This is a genomic window from Stenotrophomonas sp. UBA7606 (assembly GCF_002477705.1).
Taxonomy (GTDB): domain Bacteria; phylum Pseudomonadota; class Gammaproteobacteria; order Xanthomonadales; family Xanthomonadaceae; genus Stenotrophomonas.
Genome location: NZ_DLJW01000010.1, coordinates 14,727 through 36,212, shown reverse-complemented (window position 1 = coordinate 36,212; position 21,486 = coordinate 14,727). Strand labels below are relative to the sequence as shown.

The 21,486-nt window shown below is 65.7% G+C and carries 23 protein-coding genes; 13 read left to right on the top strand and 10 right to left on the bottom strand.

Features of this window, described 5'->3' with window-relative positions; all coding sequences use genetic code 11:
- Nucleotides 1-3 precede the first annotated feature (3 nt).
- The 6 genes from B2527_RS02090 to B2527_RS02065 form a co-directional block, all read right to left on the bottom strand.
- The gene (locus B2527_RS02090; protein ID WP_293705894.1) at nucleotides 4-1,425 is read right to left on the bottom strand and encodes a replicative DNA helicase; all 1,422 of its coding nucleotides are present in this window, start codon (nucleotides 1,423-1,425) and stop codon (nucleotides 4-6) included.
- A gap of 208 nt (nucleotides 1,426-1,633) precedes the next feature.
- Entirely contained in the window at nucleotides 1,634-2,191 is a 558-nt protein-coding gene (locus B2527_RS02085) for an NADPH-dependent FMN reductase (RefSeq protein ID WP_293705893.1), read from the bottom strand.
- A gap of 196 nt (nucleotides 2,192-2,387) precedes the next feature.
- Entirely contained in the window at nucleotides 2,388-4,658 is a 2,271-nt protein-coding gene (locus tag B2527_RS02080) for a thiamine pyrophosphate-dependent enzyme (RefSeq protein WP_293705892.1), read from the bottom strand.
- Nucleotides 4,659-4,718: 60 nt separating this feature from the next.
- Nucleotides 4,719-5,378, bottom strand: a complete 660-nt coding sequence (locus B2527_RS02075) for a glutathione S-transferase family protein (RefSeq protein ID WP_293705891.1) — start codon at nucleotides 5,376-5,378, stop codon at nucleotides 4,719-4,721.
- Between the two features lie 99 nt (nucleotides 5,379-5,477).
- The gene (locus tag B2527_RS02070) at nucleotides 5,478-6,014 is read right to left on the bottom strand and encodes a GNAT family N-acetyltransferase (RefSeq protein WP_293705890.1); all 537 of its coding nucleotides are present in this window, start codon (nucleotides 6,012-6,014) and stop codon (nucleotides 5,478-5,480) included.
- A 110-nt stretch (nucleotides 6,015-6,124) separates the two neighbouring features.
- Entirely contained in the window at nucleotides 6,125-6,958 is an 834-nt protein-coding gene (locus tag B2527_RS02065) for a glycine zipper 2TM domain-containing protein (protein WP_293705889.1), read from the bottom strand.
- Nucleotides 6,959-7,113: 155 nt separating this feature from the next.
- On the opposite strand from B2527_RS02065, the gene B2527_RS02060 reads away from it, so the two are divergent.
- Nucleotides 7,114-7,335 (top strand): DUF6116 family protein, encoded by a 222-nt coding sequence (locus B2527_RS02060; protein WP_293705888.1) that lies wholly within the window; start codon nucleotides 7,114-7,116, stop codon nucleotides 7,333-7,335.
- A 2-nt stretch (nucleotides 7,336-7,337) separates the two neighbouring features.
- Nucleotides 7,338-8,099 (top strand): TatD family hydrolase, encoded by a 762-nt coding sequence (locus tag B2527_RS02055; protein ID WP_293705887.1) that lies wholly within the window; start codon nucleotides 7,338-7,340, stop codon nucleotides 8,097-8,099.
- Nucleotides 8,100-8,190: 91 nt separating this feature from the next.
- Here B2527_RS02055 and B2527_RS02050 read toward each other — a convergent pair whose 3' ends face one another.
- Nucleotides 8,191-8,997 carry a tRNA threonylcarbamoyladenosine dehydratase gene (locus tag B2527_RS02050; protein WP_293705886.1) on the bottom strand — a complete coding sequence of 269 codons (807 nt, stop codon included), beginning with the start codon at nucleotides 8,995-8,997 and terminating at the stop codon, nucleotides 8,191-8,193.
- Between the two features lie 138 nt (nucleotides 8,998-9,135).
- Here B2527_RS02050 and B2527_RS02045 point away from each other — a divergent pair, with 138 nt between their 5' ends.
- Complete coding sequence (locus tag B2527_RS02045; RefSeq protein WP_293705885.1) at nucleotides 9,136-9,579, top strand: hypothetical protein; 444 nt, start codon at nucleotides 9,136-9,138, stop codon at nucleotides 9,577-9,579.
- Nucleotides 9,580-9,688: 109 nt separating this feature from the next.
- Complete coding sequence (locus B2527_RS02040) at nucleotides 9,689-10,180, top strand: glycine zipper 2TM domain-containing protein (RefSeq protein WP_293705884.1); 492 nt, start codon at nucleotides 9,689-9,691, stop codon at nucleotides 10,178-10,180.
- 69 nt (nucleotides 10,181-10,249) lie between these two features.
- On the opposite strand, the gene B2527_RS02035 is transcribed toward B2527_RS02040, so the two are convergent.
- A complete protein-coding gene (locus B2527_RS02035; protein WP_108765608.1) occupies nucleotides 10,250-10,459 on the bottom strand; it encodes a cold-shock protein in 210 nt (69 codons plus the stop codon).
- A 234-nt stretch (nucleotides 10,460-10,693) separates the two neighbouring features.
- On the opposite strand from B2527_RS02035, the gene B2527_RS02030 reads away from it, so the two are divergent.
- From B2527_RS02030 to arsC, 3 genes are all read left to right on the top strand, one after another.
- Entirely contained in the window at nucleotides 10,694-11,179 is a 486-nt protein-coding gene (locus tag B2527_RS02030) for a DUF456 domain-containing protein (RefSeq protein WP_293705883.1), read from the top strand.
- A 123-nt stretch (nucleotides 11,180-11,302) separates the two neighbouring features.
- Nucleotides 11,303-12,442: a phospholipase A gene (locus B2527_RS02025; RefSeq protein ID WP_293705882.1), complete on the top strand. Its 1,140-nt coding sequence runs from the start codon at nucleotides 11,303-11,305 to the stop codon at nucleotides 12,440-12,442.
- A 4-nt stretch (nucleotides 12,443-12,446) separates the two neighbouring features.
- Complete coding sequence (gene arsC / locus B2527_RS02020) at nucleotides 12,447-12,797, top strand: arsenate reductase (glutaredoxin) (RefSeq protein ID WP_293705881.1); 351 nt, start codon at nucleotides 12,447-12,449, stop codon at nucleotides 12,795-12,797.
- Between the two features lie 192 nt (nucleotides 12,798-12,989).
- Here arsC and B2527_RS02015 read toward each other — a convergent pair whose 3' ends face one another.
- Nucleotides 12,990-13,526 carry a DsbA family protein gene (locus tag B2527_RS02015; RefSeq protein ID WP_293705880.1) on the bottom strand — a complete coding sequence of 179 codons (537 nt, stop codon included), beginning with the start codon at nucleotides 13,524-13,526 and terminating at the stop codon, nucleotides 12,990-12,992.
- A 163-nt stretch (nucleotides 13,527-13,689) separates the two neighbouring features.
- On the opposite strand from B2527_RS02015, the gene B2527_RS02010 reads away from it, so the two are divergent.
- Nucleotides 13,690-14,799: a sterol desaturase family protein gene (locus B2527_RS02010; RefSeq protein WP_293705879.1), complete on the top strand. Its 1,110-nt coding sequence runs from the start codon at nucleotides 13,690-13,692 to the stop codon at nucleotides 14,797-14,799.
- A 9-nt stretch (nucleotides 14,800-14,808) separates the two neighbouring features.
- Here B2527_RS02010 and B2527_RS02005 read toward each other — a convergent pair whose 3' ends face one another.
- Nucleotides 14,809-15,444 (bottom strand): glutathione S-transferase family protein, encoded by a 636-nt coding sequence (locus B2527_RS02005; RefSeq protein WP_293705878.1) that lies wholly within the window; start codon nucleotides 15,442-15,444, stop codon nucleotides 14,809-14,811.
- Nucleotides 15,445-15,678: 234 nt separating this feature from the next.
- Here B2527_RS02005 and B2527_RS02000 point away from each other — a divergent pair, with 234 nt between their 5' ends.
- The 5 genes from B2527_RS02000 (at nucleotide 15,679) to yeiP (ending at nucleotide 21,469) form a co-directional block, all read left to right on the top strand.
- Nucleotides 15,679-16,476: an enoyl-CoA hydratase-related protein gene (locus tag B2527_RS02000; RefSeq protein WP_293705877.1), complete on the top strand. Its 798-nt coding sequence runs from the start codon at nucleotides 15,679-15,681 to the stop codon at nucleotides 16,474-16,476.
- Nucleotides 16,473-17,366, top strand: a complete 894-nt coding sequence (locus tag B2527_RS01995; protein ID WP_293705876.1) for a hydroxymethylglutaryl-CoA lyase — start codon at nucleotides 16,473-16,475, stop codon at nucleotides 17,364-17,366. The genes B2527_RS02000 and B2527_RS01995 overlap by 4 nt, the downstream gene beginning before the upstream one ends.
- The gene (locus tag B2527_RS01990; RefSeq protein ID WP_293705875.1) at nucleotides 17,363-19,915 is read left to right on the top strand and encodes a sensor domain-containing protein; all 2,553 of its coding nucleotides are present in this window, start codon (nucleotides 17,363-17,365) and stop codon (nucleotides 19,913-19,915) included. The genes B2527_RS01995 and B2527_RS01990 overlap by 4 nt, the downstream gene beginning before the upstream one ends.
- Nucleotides 19,916-19,986: 71 nt before the next feature.
- A complete protein-coding gene (locus B2527_RS01985) occupies nucleotides 19,987-20,757 on the top strand; it encodes an SDR family NAD(P)-dependent oxidoreductase (protein WP_293705874.1) in 771 nt (256 codons plus the stop codon).
- Nucleotides 20,758-20,902: 145 nt separating this feature from the next.
- Nucleotides 20,903-21,469 (top strand): elongation factor P-like protein YeiP, encoded by a 567-nt coding sequence (yeiP, locus tag B2527_RS01980; RefSeq protein WP_293705873.1) that lies wholly within the window; start codon nucleotides 20,903-20,905, stop codon nucleotides 21,467-21,469.
- Nucleotides 21,470-21,486: the final 17 nt, after the last annotated feature.

Below are 21,486 nucleotides of genomic sequence, written 5' to 3'. Positions count from 1 at the left end.
CGCTTATTCGAACGAACCCACCGAATCGTGGCTGAGGTTGTCAAACCGCGTGTACTCGCCGAAGAACTTCAGCTTGCACGAACCGGTAGGGCCACCACGGTGCTTGCCGATGATGATCTCGGCCAGGCCCTTGTCCGGCGAATTTTCCTTGTTGTAGTAATCGTCGCGGTAGATGAAGACGATCATGTCCGCATCCTGCTCGATAGCGCCGGATTCGCGCAGGTCGGCCATCACCGGGCGCTTGTCGGTACGGGTTTCCAACGAGCGGTTGAGCTGTGACAGCGCGATCACCGGCACGTTGAGCTCCTTGGCCAGGCCCTTGAGCGAACGCGAGATCTCGGAGATTTCGGTGGCGCGGTTCTCGCTGTTGCCCGGCACGCTCATCAGCTGCAGGTAGTCGATGACGATCAGGCCCAGGTCATGCTCGCGCTTGAGGCGGCGGCACTTGGAACGCAGCACTTCCGGCGACACGCCCGGCGTGTCGTCGATGAAGATCTTGGTTTCCTTCAGCATGCGGATGGCGCCGGTGACGCGGCTCCAGTCCTCATCTTCCAGCTGGCCGGTACGCAGGCGTTGGGCATTGATGCGGCCGTTGGAGGAGATCAGACGCATCGCCAGCTGCGATGCGGACATTTCCATCGAGAACACCGCCACGCCCTTCTTCGACTTGATCGCCGCATATTCGGCGATGTTCAAGGCGAAGGTGGTCTTGCCCATGGCCGGACGCGCGGCCAGGATGATCAGGTCGGTGGGCTGCAGGCCGGCCGTCATCGCATCGAAATCGTTGTAACCAGTGGGCAGGCCGGTGATGTTGCCGCCGTTCTCGAAGCGGTTGCGCAGCTCCTCGAAGGCATCCTTCAACGCGCCGGGCATGGCGACGAAGTCGGTACGCCCACGCGCGCCCTGCTCGGCAATGGCGAACACCTGCTTTTCCGCCGCGGACAGCAGCTCGGAGCTGTCGCGCCCCTCGGGCTGGAAGCCGTCGTTGACGATATCCGTGCCCACCTGGATCAGCTGCCGCAACACCGCCTTGTCACGCACGATCTCGGCATACGCGCTGATGTTTGCCGCTGACGGCGTAGTGCTGGCCAGTTCGATCAGATAGGCGCCATCGCCCACCTGGTCCAGCTTGCCCTGCGACTCGAACCACTCACCCAGGGTCACCGCATCGAACGGGCGGTCGCGCTCGGACAGCTCGCGGATCGCGCGATAGATCAACTGGTGGTCGCGGCGATAGAAGTCTTTTTCGGTCAATGCCTCGTTGACCCGGTCATACGCCTCCGGTGCCAGCATCAGGCCACCCAGCACCGCCTGTTCGGCTTCCACCGAATGCGGGGGGACGCGCAAGGCATCAATGCGCTGCTCGCTACGATCAGAACGGTCGTTGCGGTTGCGGTCGGAGCGGAAACCAGTACGGGCAGACATGAAAAGCGTTATTCCTGCAATAAGGCCGTGCGGCCATGGTAGGTGGGCATTGCCCACCGGGATACGTACAAGTCTGTGGATAAGCTGTACAGAACCCAAGCCTGGTGGGGCTGGACGTTGCACGGCCGTACACAAACGCACCCGGCTCCATTGCGGTAGCCGGGTGCGGATTATCGCAAAGCTGGCGGCGGCCTGCCGCCGGCGTGGTTCAGCCCTTGTGGTGGGCAGCCACCCAGGCCAGGAAGTGATCCACGAAGCCCTGCAGGAACTTGGCCGTGCCCTCGTTGCTGATGTTGCCGTCAGCGTCGATCAAGCCCTCCTTGAATTGCAGGAAGGCCTCCGGCTGCGCCATCACCGCCAGGTTGACGAACACCAGCACGTTGCGCAGGTGCTGCTGGGCCAGGGCGCTGCCGATGGCACCGATGGACGCGCCGATCACCGCCGCCGGCTTGCCGTCGAAGGCATTGTCGCCATACGGGCGCGAGGCGGTGTCAATGGCGTTCTTGAGCACGCCGGGGATGGAGCGGTTGTATTCCGGGGTGACAAACAGCACCGCATCGGCCGCCCGCACCTGGTTCTTCATGCGCGTGCCCTGGGCCGGAAACTGGCCATCATGGTCCTGGTTGTACAGCGGAATGTCGCCGATCTGGATGTACTCGAAGCTGGCGCGGTCACCGGCAAGCTTTTCCAGTGCCTTGGCCAACTGCCGGTTGATCGACTCCTTGCGCAGGCTGCCAACGAACACCGCGATCTTGTACTGGCTCATGAGGACCTCGCTCCTTGGGATGGACACAGGCTAGACAGCACGGGCGTTGCTGGGGGTGAAGAAGCGGCTGTTGCCCTCTCTTTTCTGCGCAGCAACAGGAACCGCAATTTCCTCTCCCTTTCACGCAGCGAAAGGGAGGGTTGCGGAGCGTGGGCTGCCGGCTTCGCGGCTTGCCCCGCTCCCCCGACGGATGCGCTCAGGCCAACTGCGCCGCCGCGGCCACCACGTCGGCGTCGCCGGGCAGCACCAGCAGCGCGGCACCGGCCAGCGGCGTATAGGTGTCGGCACCGGTGACGCGCCGCATCGGCACGTCGCCCAGCCCGGCCTCAACCAGCGCGGTGACAACGCCTTCGCCCACCCCGGCGCTGTGCCGGCCTTCGTCCAGCACGATTACCCGCTTGGCTCCGCGCGTCTGCTCGGCAATGTACGCCGCGTTCAACGGCACCAGCCAGCGCAGGTCCACCACCTTCACCTTCCAGCCATGCGCCTGCCCGATGGTCCGCGCCGCACGCAGCGCCATAGGTACGCCATTGCCATAGGTGACGATCACCAGGTCGCGATGACCCTCGCCGTAGACCCTGCCCTCGCCCAGCGCCACCGCCTGCCCCGGCGCCGGGTACGGGAACAACCACTGGCCATCGCCCGGCTCGTACAGGTCCTTGGTCATGTACAGCGCGATCGGCTCCAGGAACACGCACACGCGCCCATCCACCCGCGCCAGCGCCGCCAGGGTGCGCAGCATGCCGGCGGCATCGTCACCGCGGGTCGGGCAGCCCACCACCAGCCCGGGAATATCGCGGATGGCGGTGATCGAGTTGTCATTGTGGAAGTGCCCGCCAAAGCCCTTCTGGTAGCCCAGGCCGGCGATGCGGATCAGCATCGGGTTGCGGTACTGGTCATTGGAGAAGAACTGCAGCGAGCAGGCCTCGCCGCGCACCTGGTCGGCGGCGTTGTGCAGATAGGCCAGGTACTGGATCTCCGGGACCGGCAACATGCCCATGTTGGCAAAGCCCTGGGCCATGCCCAGGATCATGGTTTCGTCCAGCAGCGTGTTGAACACCCGGCGCGGCCCGAATGCCTTCTGCAGGCCTTTGGTCACCGTGTACACGCCGCCCTTCTGGGCCACATCCTCACCGAACAGCAGGGTCTCGGGGTATTTGGCGAACAGGTCGTGCAGGGCCTGGTTGATCTGGATGGCCAGGTGCTTGGGTGGCTGGTTTTCCGGCAGGCTGGACGCGGCGCCGAACACCTGCAGGCGACGATCCCCATAGTCGTCACGTTGGGCCTCGGCCTGTACCTTGTCCGGCGTGTAGGGTGCCAACGGCGCGACCACATCAGCCAGCGCGGTCAGGCGCGGCCGTTGGTCGGCATCCTCGGCGGCCGCAAAACAGCGCTTGCGGGTGTGCTCGTACAACGCCAGCACCTCGGCCTTGTCCATCAGGCCGGACGTCACCGCGATCTGCGCCGAGCGCAGCAACGGGTCACCGGCCTCGACCGCACACAGTTCTTCCAGCGCGCGCCATTCAATCTCGAAATCGGTACCGGCGTGGCCCATCAGGCGGGTGGTGCGCAGGTGCAGGAAGGTCGGGCGGCGGGTGCGCCGGCAATGCGCCACCGCGCGCTGCACATCGGCATAGCCGTTGGCCAGGTCCAGGCCATCGGCCTGGAAGTAATCCAGCCCCGGACGATGGCGGAAGCTCTCGCCGATCCAGCCCTCCGGGGTTTTGACCGAGATGCCGATACCGTTGTCCTCGCAGACAAACAGTACCGGCGCCGGCAACTTCTGGAAACTGCTCCACGCCGCGGCGTTGAATGCGGTCTGCGCGGTGGCATGGTTGGCCGAGGCGTCACCGAAGGAGCAGATGGCAATGCTGTCATCGGGAATCGGCAGGCCATGGCCCAGCCGCTTGCCAGCCTCGATGGCCATCGCCGTGCCCAGCGCCTTGGGCAGGTGCGAAGCGATGGTCGAGGTCTGCGGCAGTACCCATAACGGCTTGCTGCCCCAGACCTTGTGGCGGCCGCCGCTGGCCGGGTCATCCTTGCTGGCGGCAAAGGACAGCGCCGAGTCCATCACCGGGTCCATGCCCGGCAGCTTGCGGAAACGCTCGGCCATGAAGCCGCCGGAGCGGTAGTGCAGGAACGCCGGATCAGTGTGCCGCGTGGCCCGCGCGACCATCGCATTGCCTTCGTGGCCGGACGAGCCGATGGTGTAGAAAACCTTGTTCTGCACACGCAGCACCCGCGCCATCAAGTCCAGGTGGCGACTGATCAACTGCGATTCGAACAACTCGCGGAAGCCCTGCGCATCCAGCGTGCTGCCCGGCAGCACCGGGGCGCCGTCCTGTGGGCCGCTTGCCGGCCCCTGCCCCAGTGCGTTGACGAATTCGAGGAAGTTGGTATCGCAGATCTCGGCGCGGTTCAGGCCCTTCATACGGGCCGGAATGGGATTTGGTACACGGGCGAACATGCAGACAGGCTCCACGGCAACAACAGGGTTAGGGAACGAGGTGTCCTACAACGGTGCCACTTACAACGATGCGCTGAAGCGGGCCTGCACGTGCGCATCGGGCGCCGGCATGGCCACGAAACCCGGCTGCGCGCGCACGGCCTGCAGCCAGCGTTCGACCGCCGGGTACAGCGACAGGCGGATACCGCCATCCCCGGCGACCGCGGTATAGGCGAACAAGGCGATATCGGCCACGCCATAGTCGGGACCGGTGAACCAGCCATTGGCCTGCAGGTGCTGCTCCATCACTGCCAGCGCATCCTGCGCGCGTTCACGCAGGCGCGGCAGCTCGGCACGGCGGGGGGAGCCTTCAGGCGTCCAGCCACTGATGAAACGGGCGACGGCTACATAAGGCTCGTGGCTGTACTGTTCGAAGAACATCCATGACAACGCCTGCGCGCGCTGCCAGCCATCAGCGGGCAGGAACGGCGTGCCTTCGGCCAACCAGAACAGGATGGCATTGGACTCGGCAAGCACGCGGCCGTCACCGCGTTGCACGATCGGCACCTTGCCGTTGGGATTGAGTGCCAGGAACTCGGCGGTACGGGTCTGGCCATCGGCGCTGTCAACCTCGTGCCACTGGTAGCGTGCGCCCAACTGCTGCAGCAACAACCTCACCTTGTGGCAGTTGCCCGAGCTGGACATGCCATACACCGTCAAAGCAGCTTGCGTACGACTCACTGGTCCTGCTCTCCCCGCTGCACGCTGGCAGACGTCGAGGTGTATCTGACCGGATTGCAGGCAGTCAGGTAAAGCTGCAACCGCAGCAAAAGCCGTCGCTCAGCGCCGCGCCACCCAAGCCTGCCGCGACTGCCCCCAGACATCCACCGTCACGTTGGCCGGTGCCGGCAAGCGCGCCTGCCGCAGGATGTGTGAACCCAGCTTGCGCGCCACCGCCACCGAGTTGGTATTGGCCGGCTCGATGGTGTGAATGACCTCGTCCCAGCCCAGGCTGTTGAACGCCCAGTCGATGCTGGCGCGTGCAGCTTCCGGCGCATAACCACGCCCCCAGAACGCGGGAGCGATGCTCCAGCCCACTTCGGTCCCTGGCCAGCCATGCGGTTGCCACGGCCCTACCCGGCCAACCCAGCGCCCGCTGTCCTTCTCGATCACCGAGAACATCGAATACCCAAGCAGCTGCCAGCTGCCCACCAGCGCGGCCAGGCTGCGCCACGCCACCGACGCTTCCTGCACGCCGCCCAGGTGCTGCATCGCCACCGGGTCGGCACAGAACGCGGCGAAGGCCGGAAAATCATCGGCAGCGGGCGGGCGCAGCAACAAGCGCTCGGTTTCAAGTTGCAGGTCAAAGATGCTCATGGTGATCCCGTGTTGCCGATGAATACCTGGGGCGCTCGCCAATCGCCACGCCCATAACGAAAGAGGGCCAGCTTGCGCCGGCCCCCTTTTACCGTCAAACCACGCCCGGCTTACTGGCGGCTGCCCGCCGGGGCCATGGCGGCGGTCTGCGTGACCAGCTGGCCGTCGATGACCGGCAGGCGATCACTGGCCGGCTTGTCGTTCATGCGCACGGTCTTCTCGACGCCTTCGTAGCGGTAGGTGACGTCATAGCCAACGGTTTCGTTGGCATTGCCCAGCGACACGCGCTCACCCGGACGACTGTCCATGCGCATCGTGCCGGTGCTGCCATCGGGCTTGCGGTAGGTCACGGTATAGCCGGTGATGCGACTGGACTCGGCCGTGCGCTGCTCGGTATGGCATTGGCGCTCGGTCCGGTTGACCACGCGACCACCCACATGACGCTTGTCGACCTGGTTGCCGATCACGCCACCTGCCACGGCACCGGCTGCGGTGGCGGCCTTCTTGCCGTTGCCGCCGCCGATCTGGTTGCCCAGCAGGCCGCCAATGACTGCGCCAGCCACCGTACCGCCCACATTGCCATCGCGCTCGGGCAGGCGCTCCTGCACCACCACGTCCTCGCACACTTCGTGCGGGGTGCTGGTGGTGGAGGTTTCGCGGATCGGCTCACTGCCGGTCACGGTGCCGTAGACGCGTTCCTTCTGGGTTACCGGGCTGACCTTCAACACATCGGCGTACTGCAGCTGCGGCTCGCCTGCCGCGTTGACACTGTCGGCAACGCTGGCGTCATCGGCCGGCAGGCTGCTGTCCAGCACCGGCCGCGGCGCTTCGGCCGCCGGCAAGGTGGTTGCATTATTGCGGCCCTGCATGAAAGCGGCGGTGGCAATGCCACCCACCAGCAATGCGCCGGCGGCAACCAGAACGGTAGTAGTAGTGCTCTTCATGACTGGCTCCTGCGGCTTGTCCGCGTTGTATCGTGGGGCGATTCCAGCATGATTTAGCTGAACAGAGGCCCCCATTTCCGTCGCCACCCTATCGAAAACGATCCAGCCGTCGCAATATCCGCAGTGTTGACTCCCCTTAACCTTCAGGATCTGCCATGAGCCTGCTCTCCACCCCCGTGCTGGAATGGGCCCGCAAGCTGCGTTATCCCACGCTGTTCAAAGTGACGGCGGGGCTGTTCCTGATCTCTTTCGTGGTGCCGGACCCCATCCTGTTCGTGGATGAGATCCTGTTCGGCCTGGGCACCTTGCTGCTGGCCAACTGGAAGCGCCGCAACGACCCCAGCACGGAGCCGCCGGCCCTGCCGCGCAAACGCTGAACGTGGTGCTGTTCGACAGCCATTGCCACCTGGACGCCAGCGAATTCGACCCCGATCGCGCGGCGGTGATCGAGCGCGCACGCAGCGCCGGTGTCAGCAGCCAGGTGGTGCCCGCCGTCACCGCAGCCAGCTGGCCCAAACTGCGCGACGTCTGCACCCTCGCCCCTGGGCTGCATGCCGCCTACGGGCTGCACCCGATGTTCCTGGCCGAGCACCGCCCTGAACACCTGCAGCAACTGGGCGATTGGCTGCAGCGCGAATCGCCCTGCGCCATCGGCGAGTGTGGACTGGACTTCTTCGTCGAGGGCCTGGACCCGGACAGTCAGCGCCATTACTTCCAAGGGCAGCTGCAGCTGGCGCGTACCTTCGATCTGCCACTGATCGTGCATGCGCGGCGGGCGGTGGACGAGGTGATCCTGCGCATCCGCCGGGTCGGTGGCCTGCGTGGTGTGGTGCACAGTTTTTCCGGCAGCGCCGAGCAGGCCCGGCAGTTGTGGGAGCTCGGTTTCATGATCGGCCTGGGCGGCCCACTCACCTACACCCGTGCCAACCGCCTGCGTAGCCTGGTGGCACAGATGCCGCTGGAGTATCTGCTGCTGGAAACCGATGCCCCCGATCAACCCGACGCCGACATCCGCGGCCAGCGCAACGAGCCGGCCCGGCTGACACGCATCCTTGCCACCGTTGCCGAGCTGCGGCAGCAACCGGCCGAGGAAATCGCGGCACAGACCACGGCCAACGCGCGCCGGTTGTTCAACCGCTAGGCGCGGCATCAGCCGATCGTCATCACCGGCAGCCCGCTCCCTGTGCGTGGAAAGCGGGAGCCGCTGACGGAAATCCTTCCCGCGTCGCGCCTCAGGCCGCGCCTGCCGGTGCGCGCTTCTTCAGCAACATCTCCAGCGCCTTGCCCACGGCCGCAAACGCGAACGCGCCGGTGATGTGGGTTGCCGCGCCCAGGCCGCCACCGCAATCGAGCTTCAGCGCCTCATCCGGGCCAAGGTTGGGGCGGATGCCACAGACGCTGCCATCGGCCTGCGGGTATTTCACGTTCTCCAGCGAATACACCGCCGGCACGCCGAAATAGCGCTGCGGGTTCTTGGGGAAATTGAACTCGCCGCGCAGCTTCTTGCGAATCAGCGCCATCATGGCGTCGTGCTCGGTGCGCGACACGTCGCGGACCCGCACCAGGGTGGGATCGGTACGGCCACCCGCCGCCCCCACGGTGATCAGCGGCAACTTGCGGCGGCGGCACCAGGCAATGGTTTCCACTTTCACCCGGAAACTGTCACAGGCGTCGATCACCAGGTCGAAGCCACGGTCCAGCAGTTGCTGCATGTTGCTGCCGGTGAGGAAGGCCTCCACGGCCTCCACCTCGACATCGGGATTGATCGACCGGCAACGCTCGGCCATCGCCAGCGCCTTGTTGCGGCCGTACTGGCCGGCCAGTGCCGGCAACTGGCGGTTGGTGTTGGACACACAGATGTCGTCTGCATCGATCAGGGTCAACTGGCCCACGGCCGAACGCACCAGTGCCTCCACCACCCACGAGCCAACCCCGCCCATGCCTACCACGGCAACGCGGCAGGCCGTCAGATGCTCGATGGCCCCGGCCCCGTACAGCCGGTCAATGCCGGCAAAGCGCTCACGCAATTCCTGTTTCATCGGCGCATTTTACGGCCGGACGGGGACCGCCCGCGAGCCTTCGCCCGCCCTGCCTGGGCAATGACACCGCATCTGCGCCTGCCCCTGCATAATGGCGCCCCGTCACGACCCTTTGCCACGTAGCCTGGAGCCAACGCAATGTCCGATCCCGCACCCACCACCACCCGCACCCCGTCCAAGGCATCGCGCTACCTGTTCGTCCTTGTCGCCGGCCTGGTGATCGGCGTGATCGCTACCGTGATGGCCATGCGCGCCATCCAGGCCCGCCAGGACCACTTCCCCGGCAGCCTGATGACGGTGATGGCCAAGCAGGCACAGCTGCTGGGCGACAGCCAGAAGCAGAACCGCTGCAGCATCAGCGACACCGCGCCGCGCCTGCAGACCCTGCGCGCACTGGCCAATGACCTTGAAGTCGCCTTCCCCGGCCTGCGTGACGATGAACGCTTCCAGTCCCACGCCAGCCGCTTCCGTGCCACCTTGAACGACGCCCTGGCCAAGCCACCGGCGGACTGCGCCAGCCTGGCTGCGATAGCCCAGAAGGTGGGCAGCGACTGCAAGGCCTGCCACCAGGATTTCAAGTAATCGACAACGGCTTCACGGCTGGTTGGCCCGCCATTCACATGAGAAACGACAGGATCTGTCTCGCCGGGCACAGCGTGCCCCTCATCCCGATCTGGCAAGGAGACACACCATGAAGATTCAACTGATCGCCGCAGGCGCCATTGCCAGCCTCGCACTGGCCGGTTGCGCCACCTCGCCGGGTTACGGCGGCGGCTACAACGGTGGCAACAACTACGGCAACGGCGGCTACAACAACGGCTACAACCAGAACCGCTGCACCGACTGCGGCATCGTCACCCGCATCGACACCGTGGCGTCGGGGCGTACCGCACCGGCGGCAACCGGCGCGATCCTGGGCGGCATCGTCGGTGCCGTGGCCGGCCATGAGATCTCCGACAAGACCGGTGGCAGCAAGGGCAACCAGAACATCGCCGCCGTCGCCGGCGCCGCTGCCGGCGCCCTGGCTGGCAACAAGGTGCAGCAGAACGTCACCGGCAACTCCTATGACATTCAGGTGCGCATGGACGATGGCCGTGTGATCGTGGTCAACCAGAAGGACCTGGGCGGCATCCGCGAGAACACCTATGTGCGCGTGGTCAACGGCCGCGTGGTGCTGCGCTGATCCCTGCCGCCTCGGGTAAACAGAAAGGCCCGCTTGCGCGGGCCTTTCTTTTGCCTGGTGGCCGGTGGGTCAGACCGGCTGCACGGCGTCGGCCTGCAGGCCCTTCTGGCCCTGGACGACGGTGAAGGTGACCTTCTGGCCTTCCTTCAGGCTCTTGAAGCCCTGGGTCTGGATGGCGCGGAAGTGCACAAACACGTCCTCGCCATTTTCACGGCTGATGAAGCCAAAGCCCTTGGCATCGTTGAACCACTTGACGGTACCGGTTTCGCGATCGGACATCTCGACTAACTCCCTGTTGCTCTCTCTCGTTTGATGGAACGCCCCGTAAGGCGGCTGGTTGCAAGGAGGAAGCGAGGTGCAACGATGCAGCAAATCATGCGATCTACCCATCAGGCCACGATTCACGGTGACCTTGCCAAGCTCAGCGGCTGCAACTTAACCCGGGCAAAATCAAATTGCAATACTGCAACGCACGGTAAAGTCAACCCCTATTGGACCCCCTTCAGAGCCAACATGGACTATTCATTCATCTTCTATCTGGTCGCTGCCCTGCTGGTCATCGTCGGCATTGCCGGCATCATCCTGCCTGCCCTGCCCGGGGTCCCCCTGGTCTTCGTCGGCCTGCTGGTAGCGGCCTGGGGCGACGGCTTCGAGCGCGTGGGCTGGCTGCCGCTGGTGGTGCTGGGGGTGCTGACCGTCATCTCGGTGATCGTGGACGTGATCGCCACGGTGGTCGGCGCACAGAAGGTGGGGGCCAGCAAACTGGCCCTGCTTGGCTCGGCCATCGGCACCGTGGTGGGTCTGTTCTTCATGCCCATCGGTCTGTTCGTGGGACCGTTTGCCGGCGCCCTGCTGGGCGAGTACCTGCACGGCCGGCAGCTGGGCCAGGCCACCAAGGTGGGCCTGGGTACCTGGCTGGGCATCATCCTGGGGGTGGCGCTGAAGCTGGGCCTGGCCATGGCGATGCTGGGAGTGTTCGCTGCCGCCTGGTTCTTCTGACCAGGGCCATGACTCCCTCTCGACACGCCAATCACCGACAATCCCCCTGAACGCCATTGTTGCCCGCCCACGGCCCCTGCCATGGGTTGGGCCCGGCCCCCCCCGCAGCGACCGGACCCCATCATGCTGACCCGCACGCTTTCCCACGCTCTGCTTATCGCCCTTGGCGGCACCAGCGGCCTTGCCCTCGCCCAGGAGTCGATCAGCGACCCGGCCTCGCCGCAGGCCTGCTTCGCCCTGGACTCGGACGCCGCCCGCCTGGCCTGCTACGACAAGGCGCTGGGCCACACCCCGGTGGCCACACGCGAAGCCGATGCCGCCGCCCTTGCCGCGCAACAGGCACGCAAGGAAGCCAAGGCCAGCGCCAGGCAGCTTGATGCGGAAGATCCGCGCCGCAACGAACTGTTCGCCCACGATGACCTGGCCGCTGCTGCCGCCAACGCGGGCCGCGGCTCGCTGCTGGACAGCCGCTGGGAGCTGGCCAAGGATTCCAAGCTGGGCCTGTTCCAGCTGCGTGCCTACAAGCCGGTCTACCTGCTGCCTGCGTTCTGGAGCAGCAAGCCCAACGAGATGCCGCACTCGCCCAACCCCAACAATACGGTCACCCAGGCAGAAGAGCTGGAAAGCACCGAGCTGAAGTTCCAGCTCAGCTTCAAGACCAAGGTCACCGAGAACCTGTTCGGCGACAACGGCGACATCTGGGTCGGCTATACCCAGAGCTCGCGCTGGCAGGCTTACAACAGCGAACTGTCCCGACCGTTCCGCGAAACCAACTACGAGCCCGAGGTGATGCTGACCTTCCGCAACGGCTATTCGCTGCTTGGCTGGAACGGGCGCATGACCGGCATCAGCCTCAACCACCAGTCCAACGGCCGCAGCGATCCCCTGTCGCGCAGCTGGAACCGGGTGGTGGCCAACATCGGCCTGGACCGCGAGAACTGGGCCATCATGCTGCGCCCCTGGTACCGCATCCCCGAAGGCCGCCGGGATGACAACAATCCCGATATCGAGGACTACATGGGCCGCGGCGACGCCACCCTGGTCTACAACCGCAATGGCCATGAGCTGGCCCTGACCGGCCGCCATTCGCTGCGCAGCGGCGACCGCTCGCACGGCTCGCTGCAGGTGGACTACGGCTTCCCGATCAACAACCTGCTGCGCGGTCACGTGCAGGTGTTCGATGGCTACGGCGAAAGCATGATCGACTACAACCACCGCGCTACCTATATCGGCGTGGGTGTCTCTCTGTTGGAGTGGTTCTAAGGCGATGAAGGCAACCATCTGGCACAACAACCGCTGCTCCAATTCACGTGGTGCGCTGGCACTGCTGCAGGATGCCGGCGTGGAGGTAGAGGTGATCAATTACCTGGACACCCCGCCATCAACCACGCAGCTGCGGGCACTGCTCGATGAAATGGGCCTGCCTGCGCGTGAGCTGCTGCGGGCCAAGGAACCTGCGTACGCCGAGCTGGGCCTGTCCAGTCAGCTGGAGGACGAGGCAGCCCTGGTTGCAGCGATGGCCGCGCACCCCAGCCTGATCAATCGCCCGATCGTGCGCACCCGCAAGGGCACCGCCCTGTGCCGCCCGCCGGAGAAAGTGATGGCGTTGATCGGCTGAGGCAGCGGGGGGCGCGCCCGGGCAAGCCGGCACGATCCCCCGAAGCCCATCCCGCAAACCCTCCTCAGCGCCTGTGGGGCAAGGCAGCGTTCAAAGGCTCGCGCGCCGAAGCTGGCACATGACCAGGGCTGCGGCGACCAATGGATTCCGGAGCTCCCCGCTTTCGCGGCCTGCACCACTCCTGCCAGGGCATCACCTGGGCGGATTGCCCCCGGCTTCGACGATGGCGTCGTAGAGCTCCTCGAAGCTGCGCTGGGGCTGGAACATGCGGCCGTTGATGAAGAACGCCGGGGTACCGCTGACGCCGCTGCGCATACCGCTGTCCACATCACGCTGGATGCGCTGCAGGTAGCCGGTGTTGTCCATGGCGGCAGCCAGCCCATCTTCGGGCAGGCCCAGCTCGCGCATCAGCTCCCGGTACACCAGCTCGCCCAGCTGCTGCTGGTTGCGGAACAACGCGTCATGGGCCTGCCAGAACTTGCCGTGGCCGGCGGCATACTCGGCGGTGATCGCCGCCGGCAATGCCTGCGGGTGCGACTGCACCAGCGGGAAATTGCGGAACACCACGCACAGGCTGTCGCCGAAGCGCTGCTGCAGCCGCTGCACCAGCGAGAACGCCTCGCCGCAATACGGGCACTGGTAGTCAGCGTACTCCACCAGCACCACCGGCGCCGCCGCATCGCCCTGCATGTGATCGTCAGCGCTTACCGGAACGCTCAACATGTTCATCGCGAAGTCTCCAATCGGGCATGGCCGGGCAAAACCGGCCCGGGACAACGCTAACCGCTGCGACGCGCAGCCGACGTGAAGCATGGGTGACCGTACCGGGACAGCCTTCCACCGACGACGCTGCGCAGGCAGAATCGGGCGCGTCCCGACAGGAAGTCGTCGCATGCAACGCCAACGCCGTTCGTTCTTTGCCTACAGTTCCGCCCTGCTCGGCCTGCTGAGCCTGCTCGCCGTGGCCTGCTTCCATTTTCCCGAGCTGCTGACCAGCCGCGAGTTCCGCGCGGTCTACAACGAGCAGTTCGCCCGCCACCTGTTGCTGGTCGGGCTGGCCGCCGCCTTCTTCATGGGCACCGTGGCGATCCTGCGCGACCGCAACAAACGCATCGCCACGCTGGGCGTGGCCAGTGCCACGCTTGCCGTGCTGCTGGGCGGCACCAACGTGCAGTTCGATGCCATCGGCCATACACCCTACTCGCTGGGGCTGGACTGGTTCGTGCTGTCGCTGTTCTTTTCCGCATTGGTGTTCGTGCCGCTGGAGCACTACCTGGGCAAACGCGCGCTGTCTCCGCTGCGGCCGGGCTGGCGCACCGACGTGGCGTACTTCTTCATGAGCCATGTACTGGTGCAGTTCATCCTGATCCTGGTCACTGCCTCCACTTCCACCATCGCCGGGCTGGCGGCATTCCCGGTGCTCAAGGCCGCCATCCAGTCACTGCCGGTGTGGGCACAGTTTCTGATCGCCGTGTTTGTGGCCGACATGGCCCAGGCCCTGCTGCACCGCGCATACCACAACATCCCCTGGCTCTGGCGCTTCCACGCCGTGCACCACTCCAGCCGCCACATGGATTGGCTGGCCGGCTCGCGCATCCATGTAGTGGAGATCGTGATGACCCGCAGCGCAGTACTGCTGCCGCTGCTGGTACTGGGCTTCTCGACCCCGGCGGTGAACGCCTACGTCATCCTGGTGGGTCTGCAGGCGGTGCTGGCGCATGCCAACCTGGGCATCCGCTTCGGCTGGCTGGAGTACCTGCTGGTGCTGCCGCGCTACCACCACTGGCACCATGCGCGGCAGAAGGAATACATCGACGTCAATTACGCCATCCACCTGCCCTTGGTGGACATGCTGATGGGCACCTTCAAGCTGCCACCGGACCAGGCCCAATGGCCACTGGAATACGGGGTGATGAAGCTGGAGACCGTGCCCAATGGCATCGTCAAACAGCACCTGATGCCGTTCCAGGGTGGTCGCAAGTACGACGACTACGTGGACTGAGCGCCGCCCTCAACGCCAGTCGCTGATGCCCTCGCGCCGGTAGACCTCGGCAAAGGCAGGTCGCGCCTTCATGCGCGCGGCATGCGCGGCCAGCGCCGGCCAGCTGTCGGTGGGCCGCGGCATGTTGCGGCTCCAGCGCATCAGCATGGTCAACATGAAGTCGGCCGTGCATGGTTGCGCCCCCAGCACGTAGGGGCCCTTGCCTGCCAGATGGGCGTCCAACTGCTGCCAGGCGGCTTCCAGTTGCTGGCGCGCCTGTTCGCGCGCGGCATCGGCAAACGCCGGCCCCGCGGGCTCCTGCGGGTAGAACCATCCGCGGTAGGCAGGCATCAGGGTGTACACGCAGAAACACATCCAGCGGTAATAGTCGCCCCGCGCCGGGGTACCCGGTGCCGGCGCCAGCCCGGCCTGCGGGTGCAGATCGGCCAGGTGCATGGCGATGGCCGCCGATTCGGTCAGCACCTGTCCATCGATCAGCAGGGTGGGCACGCGTCCGGCCGGGTTCAATGCCAGGTAGTCCGGCGACTTCTGTTCGCGGCGCTCGAAATCAAGCTGGTGCAGTTCATGGGCGATGCCCAGCTCGATCAACAACCAGTGCACCACCAGCGAAGCGGTACTTTGCGATCCATACAGCACGACAGACATGCGCATCACTCCCATGGAAGAGGCCCATGGTAGCGGCCACCACGCGCAATGCACCGCGAACATGCCCTGCACCGTGCCGGCCCAGCGCGCGCCGCCAATGCTGTAGTAACGCCTGAAACCTTTGCCCCGCAAGCCTTCCCGTCCAACCCTTTGGAACAACGGTGCCCCCCGCCCTTGTCAAAGCCGGCCGGCGCCAACAATCATGCGCGCGATAACGTCAGACAGGCTTTCCCGATGAGCGATGCGTTGCACGTACACCACCAGGGCGCGGTAGCCACCCTGTCCCTGAACCGCCCCGAGCTACACAACGCCTTTGACGCCGGCCTGATCCAGGCCCTCACCGAGGCGCTGGAAGCGGTGGGCAACGACCCCAGCGTGCGCGCCGTGGTGCTGGCCGGCAATGGTGCCTCGTTCTCTGCCGGTGCGGACCTGCAATGGATGCGCGCCATGGCCAGCGCCAGCCAGGAAGAAAACCGCATTGACGCGCTGGCACTGGCACGGCTGATGCGCACCCTGGACGAGTTGCCCAAGCCGACCATCGCCCGCGTGCAAGGCGCCAGCTTTGGTGGCGGTGTCGGCCTGGTGGCCTGCTGTGACATCGCCATCGCCGCCGAAGGGGCCCGCTTCGGCCTCACCGAAAGCCGCCTGGGCCTGCTACCCGCAGTGATTTCACCCTATGTCATCGCCGCCATCGGCCCCCGCCAGGCGCGCCGCTGGTTCGCCACCGGCGAGCATTTCGAGGCCGCCACCGCCCTGCAGATCGGCCTGGTCCACCAGGTGGTCGCGGCCGACGCGCTTGACGCCGCCGTACAGGCGCAACTGGCCTTGTTGGCCAAGGCCGGGCCGGTAGCCGCCGCCTCGGCCAAGATACTGGTGCGCGAGGTCTGTGCTGCGGTCGGCGACCGCGACGGCCTGGACCGCGCCAACGCGGGCCTTATCGCCGCCTTGCGGGCCTCCGATGAAGGCAAGGAAGGATTGAGCGCCTTCCTGGAAAAACGCGCCCCCAGGTGGGCTGACAGGAAAGCACCGTGAACGATTTCGTCCGTATTGTTGAAGTAGGCCCGCGCGACGGCCTGCAGAACGAAAAGCAGCAGGTCGCCACCGCCGACAAGATCGCCCTGATCGATCGGCTTTCGGCCACAGGCCTGAAAAGCATCGAAGCCACCAGTTTCGTCAGCCCCAAATGGGTACCGCAGCTGGCCGATGCCGCGCAGGTGTTCAGCGGCATCCAGCGCCGCCCCGGCATCAGCTACCCGGTACTGGTGCCCAACGAACAGGGCTATGACCGCGCCCGCGCGGTGGGCGTGGAGGAAGTTGCGGTATTCACCGCGGCCTCCGAGCAGTTCAACCGCACCAATACCAATGCCGGCATCGATGAGTCGTTGCTGCGCTTTGAACCCATCCTGGCCCGCGCCAAGGCCGATGGTGTGAAGGTGCGGGGTTATGTCTCCACCGTGCTGGGCTGCCCCTACCAGGGCCAGGTGCCGCTGGCCGACGTGGTCAAGGTGGCGGCACGTCTGCATGCCATGGGCTGCTACGAGATTTCACTGGGCGACACCATTGGCGTCGGCACCCCGGCCAAGGCCCGCGCCATGCTGCTGGCCGTCGCCGGTGAAGTGCCCATGGCCGACCTTGCCGTGCACTTCCACGATACCTACGGCCAGGCCCTGGCCAACATCGCCAGCTGCCTTGAGGCAGGTGTACGCGTGGTAGATTCGGCGGTGGCAGGCACCGGGGGGTGCCCTTATGCCCGTGGCGCCAGCGGTAATGTCGCCAGCGAAGATGTGGTGTATATGTTGCACGGCATGGGGATGGTCACCGGCATTGATCTTGCCGCGCTGGCCGCAACGGGGAACTGGCTCGCCGAACGGCTGGGCCGGCAGACAGGCAGCAAGACAGCCAGGGCAATGACAGTGTCATGACCGGATCCGGCCAGCGCATAGTTCCCGACGACGGTGGTCACCCGACCGCCCACGTGGATGCGCTCGCCGGTCTGGAACAGGCCCTGCACCAGCCCCTGCCACTGCAGCTGCAACCCGTGCTGCTGGCCGCGCGGGACGCCCTGCGTGAAGCCATGAGCGAACGCCAGTCCGCGCAACGCCGTTATGCCGCCCTGTTCGATGCGGTACCCGACCCGGTCAGCATCCTCAGCGCCACCGGCACGGTGCTGGACGTCAACAGCGCGGGCGTGCGCGCCTACGGCCGCACCCGCGAGGAAATCGTCGGCCAACCCATCGAACTGCTCAACCCCGACCTGCCCGCCGACCACCTGGAGCCGGTCTGGGAGACGCTCAACCGCGGCGAAACCTACGTGGTGGAAGTCACCAACATGCGCGGTGATGGCAGCCGTTTCCCGGTGGAGGTGCATTCGGCCGCGTTCGAGCATGACGGCGAGCACTGCATCGTTGCCGTGGCCCGCGACCTGAGCCGGCGCTGGCAGGCCGAAACGCGCTACCGGCTGCTGCTGGAATCGATCGACAAGGGCGTCATGCTGTTCGACCGCAACCTCAGCATCCTTGCCGCCAATCCGGCCGCGCACCGGATCTTCAACACCGGCGTGCAAACCCCCTCGCGGGTGCCGCTGGACAACGAGGACTGGATCACCGTCGACGAGCGCGGCCGCCGCCTGCGCAGTGAGCAATGGCCGGTGGCCAAGGCCTTCCGCGAAGGCCGCATCATCCCCAGCACCATCATCGGCCTGTACCACCGTCCGCACGGTCGCATGATCTGGATATCGATCACCACCGTACCGGTGTTTTCCTCCGGCTGCGACCTGCCCGACCATGTGTTTTCCCTGTTCAGTGACATCACCGAACTCAAGCGGGACCACGCCCTGTTCGATCGCGCCCAGTCGCTGGCGCACATTGGCGGTTGGGAGTGGGACCGCAGCCAGCAGCGCCTGTACCTGACCGGCGAGGCACAGCGCATCCTCGGCCAGCAACTCGCACCGACGGATCTGGAGGGCCTGGTGGCCTGCCTGAGCCCGGCCGCGCGCCTGCAGTTGCTGGCGGCAATGGATACGGTCGTGGAACTGCGCAACGGCTTTGAGCTGGAACTGCAGGGCCAACGCAGCGACGGCCACAGTTTCTGGATCCGCATGATCGGCGAAGTCGAGGCTGGCGACCTGGCCTCCAGCCGGATTGCCGGCACTCTGCAGGACATCACCGAGCCCAAGCACGCCGAGGAAACGCTCAAGAACCAGGCCCGCACCGACCCGCTGACCGGCATCATGAACCGCGACGCCGCGCTGACCGACCTGGAAGCGCGCCTGGGCAACCCCTCGCATGCCGAGGTGGCGGTGCTGTACATCGACCTGGACCGTTTCAAGATGGTCAACGACGTGCTGGGCCACAACGCCGGCGACCAGTTGCTGATCGAAGCCACCCGGCGCATCCGCGACGCGATTGGCACCGAAGGCCTGCTGGCCCGCTTCGGCGGCGATGAGTTCGTGGTTACCTGTGACGCCCGCGACCTGCCAGAACGCCCCGAACGGCTGGCCCAGGCCATCACTCAGGCTTTCGTGCCGCCGTTCCAGTTCGGCAAGGATGAGTTCGCGGTGACCACCAGCATCGGCATCGCCCGCGCGCCGCGCGACGGCCAGCGCCCGCAACAGCTGATCCAGAACGCCGACCTGGCGATGTACGAATGCAAGCGCCGTGACCGCAACGGCTGGCAGTTGTTCTCGCCGGAACTGGCACGGCGCCAGCGCGACCGCCTGCAGATCGAACGGCGCCTGCGCAAGGCGCTGGAACGCGATGAATTCCGGTTGGTCTACCAGCCGCAGGTGGAGCTGCGCAGCGGCACCACGGTGGCCTGCGAAGCATTGATCCGCTGGCGCGACCGCCAGCTTGGCGAGCTGCGGCCTGACATCTTCATCAGCCATGCGGAGAACACCGGTGACATCGTACGCATCGGCGAATGGGTACTGCACCAGGCCTGCCGCCAGGTGCGCGAGTGGCAGGATCAGGGCCGTGGGCTGGTACGGGTGGCGATCAATGTCTCCTATCGCCAGTTCAGTGGTGACCGCCTGGCCCGCCAGGTGCGCGACGTGCTGGCCCACTACCGGCTGCCCGGCCAGGCACTGGAACTGGAATTCACCGAGCGGGTGCTGATCGAAGATGCTCCCGCCACCCTGCGCACCTTCGCCGAACTGCGCGAGATGGGTGTGGTGCTGACCATCGACGATTTCGGCGAGGGCTACAGCGCGCTCAACTACCTGCGCACCCTGCCCATCCATGGGCTCAAACTGAGCCAGCTGTTCATCAGTGGCGTCCCGGACAACCCCTCCGATGTGGCGGTCTGCGAGGCGGTCTGTGGCATCGCCCGCAGCCTGGGGCTGGGACTGGTGGCCGAAGGCATCGAGTCGGAGGCCCAGCGCAATTTCCTGCTGGGGCTGGGAGTACCGGTGGGGCAAGGCTTCCTGTTCGCGCCCGGGCTGGCACCTGACGCCTTCGCAAGGCGCCTGGGCTAGGTCCGGTCGCGTACTTGGCGCAGGCTGGCCATCGGCTAGAATCTTCGGTTCTTTCCCGCAGGATTGTTCCAATGCAGCTGTCCTCCGTTCGTGCCGTCATCACCGGTGGCGTTTCCGGCCTTGGCCTGGGCGTGGCCCAGTACCTGGTCGCCAATGGCGGCAAGGTCGCCCTGTTCGACCTCAACGACGAAAAAGGCGCCGCCGCGGTCGCCGAGCTGGGCGCCGACAATGCGCATTACTTCAGCACCAACGTCACCGACGAAGCCGGCGTGGCCGCCAACCTGGCCGCCGCACGCGCGTTCCTGGGCGGCCTGAACGTGGTGATGAACTGCGCCGGCATCCTCGGCGCCGGCCGCGTGCTCGGCCGCGAGGCGGCCATGCCGCTGGCCAACTTCCAGACCACGGTGATGGTCAACCTGGTCGGCAGCTTCAACGTCGCCAAGGCCGCCGCCGAGCTGATGCAGCACAACGAGGCCAACGGCGACGGCGAGCGCGGCGTGATCATCAACACCGCCTCGGTGGCCGCCTACGAAGGCCAGATCGGCCAGGCCGCGTATTCGGCGTCCAAGGGCGGCGTGGTCGGCATGACCCTGCCGATGGCACGCGAGCTGGCCCGTTTCGGCATCCGTGTGCTGACCATCGCCCCGGGCGTGTTCTGGACCCCGATGGTCGACGGCATGCCGCAGAACGTGCAGGAATCGCTGGCCGCCTCCATCCCCTTCCCGTCGCGGCTGGGCCTGCCGGCCGATTTCGCCAGCCTGGTAGGCCATATCATTGGCAATACCTACCTCAACGGTGAGACTATTCGCCTTGACGGTGCCGTGCGTCTGGCACCGAAGTAAGTAATTGAGCCGGGAATGGGGAGTAGAGAGCGGGGATTAGAACCCCGCTATCGCTTCACCCTTGCCTGAACCTCATTGCCTGCCCGTTGCATGGAAGGTGGTTGACCTTCCATTGCCGATTCCCTATTCCCCAGTCCCCGTATTTATGAAAGCCAACGACATCAAGAAAGGCAACGTCGTCGAGTACAACAACGGCGTCTACCAGGTCCGCGACATCGAGCGCAGCTCGCCGCAGGGCCGCGGCGGCAACGTCCGCTTCCGCTTCATCATGTACAGCGTGCCGGGCGGCAACAAGCTCGATGCCAGCTTCGATGCCGATGACAACCTGAACGAAGTCGAGCTGCTGCGCCGCCAGTCCAGCTTTTCGTACATGGATGGCGATGCCTTCGTGTTCCTCGACGACGAGGACTACACCCCGTACACGCTGGATGCGGACGTGATCGGCGATGACGCCGGCTACATCACCGAAGGCCTGACCGGCATCTACGTGCAGGTCATCGACGACCAGCCGGTAGCGATCCAGATGCCGCAGCACGTGACCCTGGAAGTGGTGGAGACCCCGCCGGAACTGAAGGGTGGCACGGCTACCAAGCGTCCCAAGCCGGCCAAGCTCAACACCGGCATCGAAATCATGGTGCCCGAGTACATCGTCAACGGCGAACGCATCCTGGTGAATACCACCACCGGTGAATTCGGCGGCCGCGCCGACTGACGCAACAGTGAAAGGGC